We start from the raw sequence: 14759 nt of genomic DNA, 5'->3' as shown, positions 1-14759 counted from the left end.
GAACGGGCACCTCCCACGAGACGCCGACAAGCATTTGGATTTTCCGCTTCCTTGGCCGTCCGATCGCCGAGCCTGAGATCCGCCATCGGCTGTGGGCGACGGGCTTGCAGAACTGTTCCTGCACGACACCGCCAAGAACCAGTCGGTTTCGTATGGACTGAGGCGCCCCGAAGTTCTCGGACGGCGGTCCCCATAGGATCGAAGTCCAGAACGGCGGAGAGGGCACGTGGCACAGAAGCGTAGGAAGTTCAGTCCTGAATTTCGGGACGAGGCGGTCAAGATGGTGGTCGTGGAGTCCCGCCCGATAGCCGAGGTCGCCCGAGAGATACAAGTGAACGAGGGAACGCTGGGCACCTGGGTCAGCCGGTACCGGCAAGAACACGCCGGGGAGGAGCCTCCCCCTGAACATCAGCGAGCGCGCCCGCCTGCGCGAGCTGGATCGCGAGAGTCGGGAACTCCGTATGAAGACATAATTCTTGGAAATGCGGCGGCCTTCTTCGCCCAGGAATACCGGTGAAGGAGAAGTGCGAGTTCATCGTCGGCGAGGCGACAACTTTCCCGTGAAGCAGATGTGCGCCTGGGCGGGAGTATCCACGTCGGGCTTCTACAACTGGAGATCGAGGCCATTGTCGGCCACCGCGAAGCGCCGTGCGGAACTGAGGGCTGTCATCCTCCAGGTCTTCTCCGACTCGCAGGGGACCTACGGCTACCGGCGTGTCCACGCCGTGCTCCAGCGGGTGAGCGTGCAGGCCGAAGCGGAACTGGTCCACGCGCTGATGCGCGAGCTCGATCTGGTGCCGTACCAGCAGCGGCCCTGGCGGGCGACCACGATCGCCGATGATGCGGCGCCGGCCACGCCCGACCTGCTGGCCCGTGACTTCACCGCTGACGCTCCCGGGCGCAAACTGGTCAGCGATATCACCTACGTTCACACCTGGGCCGGGTTCCTTTATCTCGCGACCGTAATCGACTGTCACACTAAAGCTGTGGTCGGCTGGGCGATGGCCCACCATATGAAGACCTCTCTCATATCGGATGCACTCGATATAGCGGCCCGGAACATCGACCTCGCCGAAGGCTGCAACTTCGTTGCAAGCTCCGCTCGTTGGGCCTGCGAGCGTCGGTCGGCCGCACCGGTGTCTGATGGGACAATGCGATGGCTGAATCATTCTTCGGCGGCCTCAAGAACGAACTACGTTCCCAACACGCGCACATGCCCGCCGGGCGATCGTCCGCTACATCGAGATGTTCTACAATCGAAAACGCCTCCACTCCGGACTCGGCTACAAGGCTCCCGCAGCAGTCCACGCCGAGTACGAGGAGTTGCAGGCAGCGGCATAAGGAGAACCTTCAACACCGCTGTCCGAGAAGCGCAGGGCCCCTCAGCACGTCGTGCCCGCTTCGACGCGGACATCGCATCCCGGATGTGCGGATGCTGCCGGGTGGAAACCGTTTCCGCAGACAACGCTGTGTCGGATGTTCTCGTCGGCCTCGTTTCACTGTGCGAGCTTCTCGTCGAAGAGGCCGAGGAAGCAGGGAGCCGGGAAGAACCCGACTACGTACCGGACTTCCTGGGGCCGAACTTCAACTGGGATCACTGGCGGACCCTGCAGAGTGACGCGTCGCAGACTGCATACGGCCTGCAGGCGCACCCCTGGCTGCACGACTGGGCCCGCTCCACGCTGGAACGTGCCGTCGCCTGCGTGGAACGCCGGTGTAGATAACAACAGAGCATCATCAACATGGCCACACTCCACCAGGTCACCGTCGAACTGCAGCAGGTTGGAGCCACCACGCAGTCGGCACGGATCTGGCAGGAGTGGCGTTATCGGCAGGACTCGACCGACAGCACCAGTCCGGACTATGCCGCCTACGACCTAAGCGCCCGGCTTCAGCTCCCCGACGGGGACACCGCCCACGCCGGTGCGGAGACCGTGGAGGTCAGCGTGCGGCTCCCTCCCCTTGGAAGCGACCCAGACGCATTCACTGCGGTGGAACCCCTGTCGCTCTGGGAGACCACCGCGATCGTGGCCTACACGACATCCGCCGACTGGATCCGGGGCATCGTCACCCTGGCCGCGCCGCCCGCGGTTGCGCAGGAGCTGCTGAACCCGGCCAGGGCACTGACGTCGTCCTCCACGCCTTGGCGCAGGCGGGGCCGCAGCTGCTCGCAGCCCGTGACGTGGTTGGCCACGCAGGGGCCTCCTGCGTTGCGGTTGCCGGTCGTGCGGTGATTGGCGGTTGTCGTCGGGAGTGGCTGTGCCCGAGCCTTGCCGGAGTCCGGCCGGTGGCCGGCGCATTCGTCTGTCCCGGCGTTGTGCGCGCCGGTATTCGGCTCCTCCGCCGTCTGTACGGCATGGTGCCGGATTGGGAGTATGACGGGATATGCCTGGCAGGTGAGGGGTGGTTGTGTGGGGGCGGACGAGATCAGGTCTCAGGGCTTCAACCTGAATGAGCTATTCCGTGACGTGACGTACGAGATCGACTACTACCAGCGTGACTACACCTGGGGTGTGGAAGAAGTCCGCACCCTGTTGCGGGACTTGTGTGATTCGTTCAAGCACTGGTTGGGCGACTCCGCGTACCGGCGCCGCCCGCACACCGCGCCGCAGTACTTCCTCGGCCCCTTCGTTTACCACGAGCCGTCGAGGAAGTGCCGCTTCCTCGTCGACGGTCAGCAGCGCTTCGTTACTTTGCACCTGCTCTTTTTGCAGCTGAGACTGTCGGCTCAGGAGGCCGGTGATACGCACACGGTCGACCAACTCAACCGTGTCATCACGACCGACGGGAAGCACTTCAGCGTCGGCATCGCCGACCACGACCCCGTCCTGCAAGCCGTCAGCGAGGGCCGCAAATACGAGGCCGGCGCGGGGGACTCCCTCTCCCGCCGCAACCTGTGGGCACGCGGCGAGCAGATCGAATCCCAGCTCGCCGAGGAACTCGACGCGGAGGAACTCCACCCCTTCACCGAGTGGCTCCTGACACGGGTGGTCCTGGTGGGCATCCGCGCGGCCGGCCCCGACCACGGATACCGCATGTTCGAGACGATGAATGACCGCGGCGCCCGCCTCACCGCCGTCGACCTCCTCAAGAGCCATCTGCTGTCCAACGTCGGCTCCGCTGAAGATCAGCTGAACACCCAGTGGCAGGAGATGCTGCGGGAACTCTCCACCGACCGCGATGACCCCCAGGCGGCATCCCGCTTCATCAAGGCATACCTCCTTGCCCGCTGCGCACGCGAGGACTGCGACGAGGACCGCCGCCAGATCACCACCAACCTCAACGTGTGGGTACGCCACAACGCGGAGTACCTCGGCTTGACCCGGGGACGCCCCGACCACTTCCTCAACTTCGTGCAGAATCTGCTGAAGACGGCCCGTCTGTACAGGCCCGTCCTCGCCGCCACCCGCACCCTGAAGATGGACGGTGACCGCCTGGAGACGGTGCTGTTCAACGAGCGCAACGGCCTCGGCGTCCAGTCCGTCGCCGTGCTCGCGGCCATCGACCCCGACGACCGGCCCACCGACGCCAAGGACAAAGGCCGCCTCGTCGCCTCCTACATCGACCGCTGGTACGCCCTGCGGATCCTGCAGGACCTGCCCGTCCAGTCCGCCGACGCCGACGCCCTGGTCCACACCGAACTGCTCCTCCTCCTGCGCGGCTGCCGCACCGTCGCCGACGTCGCCTCCACACTGGGCGACCTCGCCCAGCACAACGGGAACCCGGTGCGCGAAGCGATCACCCTGGGCCTGCGAGGCAACAACGCCCATCAGATCCGCTATCTCCTCGCCCGCGCCACCGCTTACGCCGACGAGGCCTGCAAAAAGCCCTTCGACATCCTCGCCTACCTCGACCGCGACCAGTTCCACATAGAACACCTGTGGGCCAACCACCACCATCGCGTCGCCGGTGACATCCCTGACCCGGTTGTCTTCCGCAGCCGCCGCAACCAACTCGGTGGCCTCGGCCTGCTGAGGGGCCGCGAGAACTCCAGCATCAATGACCTCCCCTTCCGCGACAAGAACCGCCTCTACGCCCGCAACAACGTCCTCCTGGGCGTCATGGCCCCTGAATACGATCACCGCAACCCTGAACTGCGCGACTTCATCAAGGCACACCAACTCGACAAGCACATGCGGGCCTTCGGGCCGAGAGAGACCATGACCACGGTCATCGAGACCCGGCAGGAGCTGTATCTGCGCCTGTTCGAATACATCTGGAAACCCGAACGCCTGGGGTTGCCCGTCCCTACTGCCGTTGCACCTCCGGAACGCGACGCCAGCCAGCCGATCGCACGTCCGCGCCAGGCCCCTCCGCGGCGCCGAGCGGCTTATGGTCGACGCACCGACGTGGCCAGGATGATCGACGCCCAAGTTCTGAAAGCCGGCACCCGGATCGTGCTCACCTACCGCTCCACCGAGCATTGGGCCACCATCGACGCGAACGGCGGCATCATCCTCACCGCGACCGGAGGCACCCCCTACGGCCGGGTCGACGAGGCCGGAGCCGTCGCCCGCGGCACCAAGACCTGCCAGGGCATGAACGAATGGCACGTCGAAGACGAGAACGGAGTACGTGTCAGCCTGCGCACTGTCCGTGACCGCGCAGCGGCGGCTGGCGCCCTGTAGCCGGTCAGGCAGATCTGTCGGAGGGCGCCCCCGGCCCTGGCGGTAGGACAACACCGTAAGGGGAGGAGGAATGGCGCACGACGCCGTCCACGAACTGCGGGTCGGTGGACAGCTTGAAGCTGTCCTGCAGGTGCGGCTTGAGGCCGAACCTCTTCCAGATCCGCCCGATGGTCGGGGTCGCCTTTCCATGCCGTGTTGTGGTGCGTGGTCGGCCGCTGCCCGAACACGTCATGCGCGGGCCGGGCGGTTTCCCGGTTCTTGAGCCCGGCGCGCTTGCCGCGGGTCAGGTCCCGGCGGATCGCCCGGTGCAGCGTGGAGAGCGAGGGCACCGTGGGCTCATCCGGATCGTCGGCCGCCCGCTGAACCAGTTCGGCGTGGACTCGGGAGGCGTTACCGTCCCACAGCGCCAGCAGCCGGCGGATCTCCGCGGTGAGCGTGAGATGCGACGACTTCACGGGCCGGGCGGTGATTCTGGCGGGCGGTGGCCGGCTACCGTCACACCGTCTGCTCCGGCTTCCCCAACGCTTGTGCCACCAAGCGCACAGGCGTGGCCTGTAACTCACCGGGGCGGTCGGGGTCCAGCATCCGGGGCATCGCCGTCGCCCGCCCCGACACCGCATGGAACACTGCCACCGGACCGTCTACGGGATCCTCGCGACCCCTTGCGGGTATCTCGACTCCTTCGCACGAGTACAGGCGGTACGAGTTGCCGCCCTAGGCTCAGGTATCGCAGTCCTTCGGCACCCATCTGGCGGGTTTCGGTGAACGGCTGACAACCTGTCCGCATTGGACAGGGCTGTGCCTCCACTCTGCAGGGGCCATCCCGCGACGGACATTGCTGAGCTGGTCGGTGGACCGCTGGATGGCTTGCTGCACGACATCACAGGCTGGACGCCGGATGAGGTCGACCGGAGCTGCCCTGAAGGGAGAGCTCGGTCTGTTCGGCGCCGACAGGGCGGGCGATGTACGCCCCGCGTCCCCGGCGACCGGTAGGACGGGTGGGACGACACGCTGGGAGAGGGATCACCACTGGCCCTCCTTCTCGCAGGGGCGCAGCTCCGCAGCCGCCATCGACGCCCGGAGACGCCGCTTTCTACCGGGGCGTGGGGACGTTTGGTCGGGGAGCTCCTCGTTCCAGGACTCCCTTCTCTGAACCCGATGGTGTCTCTTGGTGGTCGCCCGCTTCAGGGAACCGGCTGCGCGGACCGGGCCGCGTGGACGTCGACGGCGACTTTGCCCGAGGTCGTCTTGCATAGCTGCCCGGGTCTGGCGCCGCACCGCATACACGTCGTGCCGGAGGCTGCCCTCGTGTGCTCGGCCAGGGCGAAGCGCGCGCCGTGGTGCGGGACCTCAACCCCGGTCCGACTGGTGCAGGCGCTGCCTGGGGTGGCCTGGCAGTAGCCACAGGCCACGGACGTCGCTCGCATGATCCGTTTCTGCGCGGCCCGGGCCGCTTTGGCCGCTGCCTCCGCCTGCCGGTGCTCCTCGGCGCGCCGTGTTTCCTCAACAGCCCGCTCGAAGGCACCGTACGTGGCGGGGTGCTTCGCACACGGGCCCTGCCGCAAGTCCCGTCGGCACCACGCACTCTTCCCTTCGGGGCCGGCGCAATGGAACTCCTGCGGCTCAGCGCAGTGGTTGGGACACGGCCCGTGCGCTCGGGTGTTGAACCGGCAGGGCCGCTGGGTGGTCGTTCCCATCACCCCGCACAGGCCGGGATTGCGGGACGCCTCGCCGTGGCGGGCGAGGTACTGCGCCAGCTCTGGCCACTCGGGATCCTCCGCCATGGCGCGCCACCAGCTTGGCGACGCCGAAACGGTGACCCACCCTGCCGGGTCGAGACGCACCTGGGCGTTCTCCTGAATGGCGATGGTCACGGCGGCACGCTCCCTGGAGAGTGTTGTACGGCTTGGGCGCGGGGTGCAGCCGACATCCGTGTGGGCCTTGGCATCTGCACCCGCCGGGAGAACTACCGGCTGGGCTTCGGGGTCACCCGGGTGTACCTGATCAGCCCAGGCCGGCCCGACGCTGTGGCCGTAGTGGCGGCACAGTTTGTACCGTCCCTACGCACTGCTGACCGTACGGCCCGCGGCGTCACTGTGGACGGCACGCGGAGTCGGTGTGTCACTCCTCGGGTGACACATGCCGCGCCCGTCCTCGGATTGCCGATCACGAGGTCAGGATCTCTGACACTGGTGCTCCGGTCCTCCGCCACCTCCGACGCCGCTCTACGTCGTGCCTGCTCCTTGCCGCGCCGGCTCGTGTCCCGGTTCGCTGTCACAGCAGCCGACGCCCATCGTCGAGGGTCTGCCCGGTGCGGGCCATGCCGCACAAGTCTTAGCCGCTCGCCTTGCCGCGAACCGGCGGCCCCGGCTGCCTGCGTCCCACGCGGTAGCACGGCCGCCGCGCCTGCCGGTCCCGCCCACGCGACACCGGTGTGGGGGTACGGCGAGGGCATCGCGTGGTCTCTGTCGGTGTGAGCCGGAGGGTGAGTGTGTGGGTGAGCCGGAGGGTGAGGGTGGTGTGCGAGCCGGGTGTTGGAGGATGGTGGTGGGGGTGGGGTGGTCCCCGGGTTGTGGGGCCTGTTTGGGAACACACCTCTGGCACTTTTGACGCCGTCCGCTTAAGGAAGCGTGATTTCCCGGGTGACGGGACGCGTTCGCAGATCATTTCCAGGGCCTTGGGAGGTTCCGGTCCTGGACGCCGGCGTGCCCGGCGCGGTCCTGGGTGGGGGTGCTGGACTGGCGTGGTGGGGATGACGGCGAAGGGGCTTACGGCCAAGAACTACCGCTATTACCGGCGCAATATTGCGGCGGGCGACGGCGCTCTGGGAAGCGAGCCGACGGTGTCCTCGGGCACTCCCGGCGTTCCGCCGGGGGTGTGGCACGGCCGGTCCGCCCAGGCGCTTGGGCTGTCGGGAGTGGTGAGCGAGCCGCAGATGCGCGCGTTGTACGGCCTGGGCATGCACCCTGATGCGGAGAGGATCGTGGCCCGGGCGCTGGGTGACGGCGACACGTCCAAGCAGGCTCTCAGGGCGGCCCGGCTCGGCCCGGCAGTGCCGCAACTGTCCGAGCTCTCCGCTCTGGACGAGGAGATCGAGGAGGTCCTGCAGCACGCCGCGGAGCAGCTGTGCCGGCCGCTGACGAAGGCCGAGACACGGCACTTGCGGATGCGGACCGCGGCGCGTGCGTTCGAGGCCGAGTACCACCGCCCGCCGGCCGACGGCGCCGAGCTCGGCCGCTTCCTCGCCGCTCGTACCGGCGCGCAGCGTCATGCCCGGACCGGCTTCGACCTGACGTTTGCCTCGGAGGAGTTGTCTCTGCTGTTCGCCCTGGGCGGCCCGGAGGTGCGGTGGATCGTCCTTGAGGTCCTGGCGCAGGCCCGCGGTGAGACGGTGGCGTGGCTGGAGGAGAATGCCCTCGCCGTGCGTACCGGGCCGGGCGGTATCGCCCAGCAGCGGGCCGTGCCGGGGCTGCTGGCGACGGTCTACCTCCACTACGAATCGCGTGCCGGTGACCCGATGCTCCACGAGCACGTGGTCATCAGCCCCCGTGTCAAAGGCCCGGACGACCGGTGGCGCAACCTCGACTCCCGGCTCCTGTGCCGTGAGGTGGTCGCGGCCAGCGAGCTGTTCAACCAGCGGGCCCTCGAGCTGGTCTGCGCCCGCCTGGGCCTTACCGCCGAGGAGGTCGAGGTCACCCCGGGACAGCGCCCTGTGATGAGAATCGTGGGCATCGACCGCCGGATCCGGTCGGAGTTCTCGCAACGGGCCACCGTCGTACGGACCATGGCCGAGATGCTCTTCGACGACTACCGGCGCCGCTACGGACGCGAACCGGGCCCGTCCACACGCCCGCGCCTGCAGCAGCGGGCGACCCTGCTGACCCGCCCGCCCAAAGGCAAGGCCCGCTCTTTGGACGACCTCCTGGCCGCGTGGCGGACCCGGGCGATCGCCGCCACCAGCCGCGCAACCGTCGACAACCTGCTCGCCACCGCCAAGGCCGCCGCCACACAACAGCACCCCCACCCGGACGTCGATCCCGAGATCGCGGCCGCCGAGGTCCTCGCCGCGGTCAGCGAACGCCGCACCACTTTCCGCCGCCGTCACGTCCTGGCCGAGGCACGCCGCTACCTGATGCGCACCTTCGGCGGTGCCACGGCCCCGGCTGACCTGGCCGACCACATCACCGACCGGGTGCTCGCGAACGGCGACTGCCTGGACATCACCCCACCCGAGATCAACCCCACCCACCCGGACCTGGTCCGGCCGGACGGCAGCAGTGTGTACCGGCCCATCGGGTCGGCCGCCTACACCACCCACTCGCTGCTGGGTGCCGAGAACCGGCTGCTGGCCGCCGCCCGCACCCACGTCATCCCACCCGTCGGGCGCGGCACCTTCCACCGGGTCGCTGCCCTGCACCGCGGCCCGATGGATGCCGGGCAGCGTGAACTGGCCCGCTCCTTCGCGTTGTCCGACCAGCTGCTCCTCGCGGGCCTCGGTCCCGCTGGTGCCGGGAAGACCACGGCGATGCGGCTCGTGGCCCGGGCGATGGACGCCTCCGGAGGCCGCCTGATCCCGCTCGCACCCTCGTCCCGTGCCGCGAAGGTACTCGGCGCAGACCTGAACCGGCGCGCCCACACCCTGCACTCCTGGCTCCATCAGCGCGGCCGCGCGGCCGACGGCAAGGAGGTCGGCAAGGACTTCCAGCTCCGGCGCGGGGATGTCGTCCTGGTCGACGAGGCGGGCATGGCCGGCACGCTGCTGCTGGACCGGATCCTCGCCGACGCGGCATCCGTCGGCGCCGTGGTGCGGCTGCTCGGCGACCCGCACCAGCTCGCTGCTGTCGAGGCCGGGGGAGCGCTGCGGCTCATCGCCCGGGCGGGCGGCACGGTCGAGCTCGACCGCCTGCACCGCTTCCGGGTCCCCGGCGAGGCCGACGCCTCCCTCGCGCTGCGCGACGGCGACAACCACCGGGAGGCGTTCACCTGGTACCGGGACAAGGGGCGGATCGTCGCCGGCAGCTACGAGGTGATGTGCGACGCGGTCTTCGACGCCTGGGCCAAAGACTGCGGCAAGGGCCTCAACTCGTTGATGACGGCCGCCGACACGGCGACGGTCACCGCCCTCAACCGGCGCGCCCAGGCCTGGCACATCGCCGCCGGTGACGTCGACACCCGCCGGTCGGTTGCCCTGCGTGCCGGGCAGCAGGCTCATGTCGGCGACGTCATCGTCACCCGCCTGAACCGGCGCCGTATGACGCTGCGCGGCGGCCGGGACTTCGTGAAGAACGGCGACACCTGGACCGTCCAGACCATCACCGCCGATGGTGATGTCGTGGTCCGGCACACCGGGCACCGCGGCCGTATCCGGCTGCCCGCAAACTACGTCGCCGCGCAGTGCGAGCTCGGCTACGCGAGCACGATCCACCGCTCCCAGGGCATGACGGTCGACACCTCGCACGCGCTGGCGTCGACGCGCTCGAACCGGGAGGGCGTCTATGTGCAGCTGACGCGCGGGGCCCGCACCAACCGGCTCTACGTCGCGGTCGAGGACGGCGACCGGCTCGACCAGGTGCTGGCCTTGATTGCCGCCCGGCGCAGTGCCCAGCTGTCGGCGACCGCGTCGATCGCCGCCCTGCAAAGAGAGGTCAGCGCCCCAGGTCAGCTGTGCGCGGAGTTCGCCGACGTCGCCGAGCGCGCCACGACCGCCCGCCTGACGGGCGTCCTCGAAACCGTTCTCGGTGCCGACCGGGCTGCTGCGTTCATGGCCGCCGACGCCTACCCGGCCCTGATCCGCGCGCTGAGCGACGCCGAACGCGTTGGGTTCGCCCTGCCCCGGCTCCTTGAGCGCACGGCCTACCGGCGTGGTTTCGCGGACGCCGACGACATGGCCGCGGTCCTTGCCTGGCGGCTACGCGAGCGCCTGGCGGATGCCGCCACGGCCCAGAAGGAGAGCCGCACCCGCCCGTTGGCCGAGCTCTCGCTGCACCAACTCGACGCCCTGGCCCGGCTCGCCGCCGACCACCGGGCCATGGCGCGCGAGGAGCTGAAGGCAGCCGACGCCGCCATAACCCAGCTGCCCACCCCCGTCACTACCCGCGCCGGCCACACCCATCCAGCCTGGCCCGACCGTCCGCTGGGGCCCATGACCCGCAGCGAACTCGCCGCCCAGACGGCCACCATCCGCACACAGATCGGCCGCGCACAGGCCAGCCGCACCCCGCTGTCACCGGCGGCCCGGCAGATGATCGCAGCCCTCACCCACGAGTCACAGCTGCGCCGCAACCTGCGCTGGCGCGAACAGGCACGCGAAGACTTCCAGCGCGAACCAAGCGCCAATCGCCCGCCCACCCGCACCCAGTCCCTGACCGACAGCCGGGACAGTGTCGCCCAGCGACGTGCGGCGACCGCGCAGCGACTGCACGCCGCGAAGACCGCACTCGCCCGCGCCAATGGCGTCGTCGACAAGATCGCCGCCGAACTCCGCCTGCGCGACCGGCTCCCCGACCACCTTCCACACCGTCCCGATCACCGCGGCGAGATCCCCGACTGGGTCGCCGACCGCCACGCCCTCACCCACCCGGCAACGCCCGAGCACTGGCGCCACCATCTTGCCGAGCGCCACCGCATCCTTGGCCGCTCGCTGACCGACCGCGGACACCAACTGGCCGCCGCACCGCCGTCCTGGGCCCGACCGCTGGGACCACCCCCACCCCACACCGCGCCGCTGCGCCGCACGAGGTGGGCCACGACCTGCGCCCTGGTGGAACTGTGGCGCACCCGCCACGCCATCACCGCGGTGCCCGGTCTGGGCCCCCGGCCGGCCGACCCGGACGACGCCTTCGCCTGGGACGACCTCGACGCCCGCGTCCGCGCACTGACCGGACGCCGCCGCCCGGTGCAGCTGCCGCCCCGCGAGGCACCCGCCTCGGTCGTCCTGGAAGCAGCCCATGGCCACCTCGACACCCCGCCCGACTCCGGGGCTCTGCCCGATCACCAGGCGCTGCGCGACCCCGGCGGTATCGCCCCGCTCAACCTGGCTGCCCTCGACGCGCGCCTCGCCCGGAAGGCTCTGGCCGCCGTCCTCAATGGGGACACCGTGCCGGAGCCGTGGATGGAGGAGATCACCGCCCCGGGTGAGGACGACGAAGACGAGCAGCGCACCTACACGAAACTGCTCACGGCCATCAGCGACTACCGCCGCCGCCACCGGGCCGGTCCCGAGGCCCTCGGGCCGCGCCCCCAAGGCCTCGGCAGTGAGGAGTGGGACCACCTCACCGATGCCATCGATCTGTACACCCGCGCCCGCGTCGAACGCCGTCTGGAACAGATGCGTGCCCGCACCGCCGCCTCCCGCGCCGCCGTTCTGCCGCCCACCTCGCCGCTGCACCAACCACCGGCACCCGGCACCCACCGCCCCAACCACCGTTCCCCGAACCGCTGAGACAGGACCGCGATGACTTGAGCGCTGCGGTTGCCCATCAGGCCTCCACCTTGTATTCGCGAGACGCATACCTTGCGCCGAGTAGGCGGAAAGGCCGGTTTCCCGGAGTATTCGTCTCACGAGTGCTTCTGGCCAATGCCTGTAGGTGAGCGAGGCCAAGGATCGGCCCGGGGAGCATGCGTGTGGAGAATGCTGCGCCCGGCATATATGCCTACTTGGGGCATGTATGCGGGGTGTGGTGGCCGCTGAGAGCGGTGTGGTCAGCCGCCCTTGGGATATCGGCGTACGGGCGAGTGGGTGGAGCAGTAGACAAAACGGCGAAAAAGGCGCTGGCCAGAACTGATGCCGACGCCGGGACGCCGGGACGGGCCTCTCCCCGTCACATCGCCCGCTGGTGTGCCGAACAGGGTTGGCCCTGTTCTGCTGACCGGCATCGACATCGGGGCCCTGCAGGGCGACCTGGCCGAGCGGATGCTGCCCATCGAGCTCCAGCCCATCACCAGCAAAGAGCGGCGAACCGAACGCAACTTGTGGGACGCCTACGGTGAGGCCCACCCCCGCATCCTCGGCGGGCTGCTCGACCTCGCCGCGCTGGTGTGGGAGAAGCTGCCCGAGGCCGCCGACAAGCTCACCGAGCGACCGCGCATGGCCGACTGGGCCGAGCTCCTTTGGGCGCTGGACGAGGTGACCGGCTGGACCACACTGACCACCTACACCGGTGCTCAGGAAGCGCTGATCGACGATGTGATCGACGGCGACCCGGTGGCCACCGCAGTCCTGCGCTGGGCCACGGCACACCAGGCTCCCTGGGACTGGCAGGGCCCAGCGGCCCACCTGCTGGAGCTGCTGCAACGGCCCGCCTCCGCCGGTGACGACTGGCCCCGCACTCCCGCCGTCCTCTCCAGCCGCCTCACGCGCGCTGCCCCAGCACTCCGGCGCCGCGGCGTGGACGTGACCCGGATGCAGCGCACCAAGTCCGGCCGCCCGCTGCGCATTTCCACGCTGCCCGGCTCACCGGCCTGACGCACCCCAATCCGTCGGCCTCCCGCTCAGCTCCGGCTGAGACGAGGGCCTGACGGCTGCCGAGAAACGCTGTCCTCCCGCCAGGTACATCGGACGAACCCCGTCGTTCTCCGAGGTACTTCGGCCGGCTCGGTGAGCCGCAGCAGGACCACATCACGGCCTCAGAGCCTCGCTGGCTCTCAGGTGCCTGCCCGCCGGGACGGCGCGCGTCACCCGACGTGTCCGTTACTGGAGTGTCGAGAGGCGCTGACCTACCGAGCACTGGTGGCTCCGCGCCCCGTTCCTCCTGCCAGGCCACAGATCCGCCGCTTGTTGCGTACAGGTCGCCACCGGGCTGGCCGGCTACCCGTTCACGGCGTCGATGGTGACGCACTCAGGGCCCAGGGTGACGCACTTGGTGACGCACTTGGTGACGCACTCGGTGACGCACTCGGTGACGCACTTTCCACCTCGCTCATACCCCATCTGACCTGCACTTCTTCCTGCCATCAGTCATCGAGGGGTGACGGGGTGACGCACTTTGCGGCTTTCTCTCTGTGTGAAGGGGAAAGGTCAAGAGAGATGTGTAGAGGAAAAGCCGCAAAGTGCGTCACCGCGTCACCCACTACGGCAGATCTGACAGATAACAGCAGGTCAAATGTGGTGTAGAGACTGAAGAGTGCGTCACCGAGTGCGTCACCCCGACGGCGAGAAGGATGACCCGGCCGGGCAGCAGCCCTACTACGGTGACCGCATGAGCGTGGGGGAGAGGGTGGGACGCTACGGAGCCCACATTGTGGTGACGGTCACGGTGGTCAGCCAGGCGGATTCCACGGCGGTGCACGGTTCCCAGCCCGCCGCGGCTCTCTACGCGGCTGTGATCGCCGGCGGTGTCTGGGCCTGGAACGGCCACCGCATCAACGACCGCGGAGTCTGGGCGGGTTCCATGGCGCAGACGATGACCTGGGACTGCTACGTCCGCCCTCACACGCCCCCGAAGGACGACGGTCTCTACCCGGCGCTCGCGCAGCGGATGCGGGAGACCGATCAGTACGTGCGTGCCTTCGCCGCCGAGCACGGCCTGGAGCGGATCTCTATTGCTCTGCCGCTGGAGCGCGGAGCTTTCGGCGAGGCCTGTTCCACCCGCCACGGCCAACGTGGACACCTGTGGCTGGGGACACGCTGGTTCCACCCGCGAGACACGCGCCACCTGCCGGCGGTCCTCGAGCACGAACTTGCACGCGTACGCCGCTTTGACCCGCGTAAGCGCCTGATCGCGGAGACCGCCGCCGTTGCGGCTACTGCCTTCGCCGCGGGGATGCTGCCCCTTTCCGCCTTCGCCGTGGCCGCCGTGGCCGCCTGCCTGGGAATCGGAGCGTTCCGTTGGTGGGGCGAACTCGCCAGCGATGCGCATGCCGTTCGCGCCTGCGGCCGTGCTCTCGTCGTCGGCATGTGGAGCGCCGACCTCGCCGAGGAGCGCACATGCCCTGGGCGTTCCGGTTCTGGCGCATCCTGGGCGCCCTGCGTAGGCACCCGCCGCTGCACCTGCGCCGATGGTTTGCCCGTCGCGCACCTTTGTCGCTCTTCGCGTTGGGCCACCCGCTGACCATGACACCGGGGAGCGTCCCTCAGGCCGTGCCGGGGGAGTGAGGCTCCGCAGAGGAACACCCTGGTTGGGGTCCTGGGCA

8 protein-coding genes and 1 pseudogene are annotated in these 14759 nt (G+C 69.1%); 7 read left to right on the top strand and 2 right to left on the bottom strand.

Annotated features, from left to right (window positions below; translation table 11 throughout):
* Positions 1 to 226 precede the first annotated feature (226 nt).
* From OG963_RS00165 to OG963_RS00150, 4 genes and pseudogenes are all read left to right on the top strand, one after another.
* Positions 227 to 1341, top strand: a pseudogene (locus OG963_RS00165) (IS3 family transposase).
* A 101-nt stretch (positions 1342 to 1442) separates the two neighbouring features.
* Positions 1443 to 1724, top strand: coding sequence for a hypothetical protein (locus tag OG963_RS00160; protein ID WP_327425342.1), 282 nt, complete (start codon positions 1443 to 1445; stop codon positions 1722 to 1724).
* Positions 1725 to 1742: 18 nt separating this feature from the next.
* Positions 1743 to 2234 (top strand): hypothetical protein, encoded by a 492-nt coding sequence (locus OG963_RS00155; protein WP_327425341.1) that lies wholly within the window; start codon positions 1743 to 1745, stop codon positions 2232 to 2234.
* Between the two features lie 141 nt (positions 2235 to 2375).
* Positions 2376 to 4628, top strand: coding sequence for a DUF262 domain-containing protein (locus OG963_RS00150; RefSeq protein ID WP_327425339.1), 2253 nt, complete (start codon positions 2376 to 2378; stop codon positions 4626 to 4628).
* Positions 4629 to 5812: 1184 nt separating this feature from the next.
* Here the strand turns inward: OG963_RS00150 and OG963_RS00145 are convergent.
* Positions 5813 to 6502, bottom strand: a complete 690-nt coding sequence (locus tag OG963_RS00145; RefSeq protein WP_327425338.1) for a hypothetical protein — start codon at positions 6500 to 6502, stop codon at positions 5813 to 5815.
* An 878-nt stretch (positions 6503 to 7380) separates the two neighbouring features.
* Here OG963_RS00145 and mobF point away from each other — a divergent pair.
* Both mobF and OG963_RS00135 read left to right on the top strand, forming a co-directional pair.
* Positions 7381 to 12069 carry a MobF family relaxase gene (gene mobF / locus OG963_RS00140; protein ID WP_327425337.1) on the top strand — a complete coding sequence of 1563 codons (4689 nt, stop codon included), beginning with the start codon at positions 7381 to 7383 and terminating at the stop codon, positions 12067 to 12069.
* Positions 12070 to 12465: 396 nt separating this feature from the next.
* Positions 12466 to 13092 (top strand): hypothetical protein, encoded by a 627-nt coding sequence (locus OG963_RS00135; protein WP_327425336.1) that lies wholly within the window; start codon positions 12466 to 12468, stop codon positions 13090 to 13092.
* A 342-nt stretch (positions 13093 to 13434) separates the two neighbouring features.
* On the opposite strand, the gene OG963_RS00130 is transcribed toward OG963_RS00135, so the two are convergent.
* Positions 13435 to 13557 (bottom strand): hypothetical protein, encoded by a 123-nt coding sequence (locus OG963_RS00130; protein ID WP_371798138.1) that lies wholly within the window; start codon positions 13555 to 13557, stop codon positions 13435 to 13437.
* Between the two features lie 268 nt (positions 13558 to 13825).
* On the opposite strand from OG963_RS00130, the gene OG963_RS00125 reads away from it, so the two are divergent.
* The gene (locus OG963_RS00125; RefSeq protein WP_327425335.1) at positions 13826 to 14677 is read left to right on the top strand and encodes a hypothetical protein; all 852 of its coding nucleotides are present in this window, start codon (positions 13826 to 13828) and stop codon (positions 14675 to 14677) included.
* The last annotated feature ends 82 nt before the right edge of the window (positions 14678 to 14759 follow it).

The sequence above is a fragment of the Streptomyces sp. NBC_01707 genome (genome assembly GCF_041438805.1).
Classification (GTDB): Bacteria; Actinomycetota; Actinomycetes; order Streptomycetales; family Streptomycetaceae; genus Streptomyces.
Note: the sequence above shows the minus strand (reverse complement) of the source record. Positions and strands in the feature narration are given on the sequence as shown.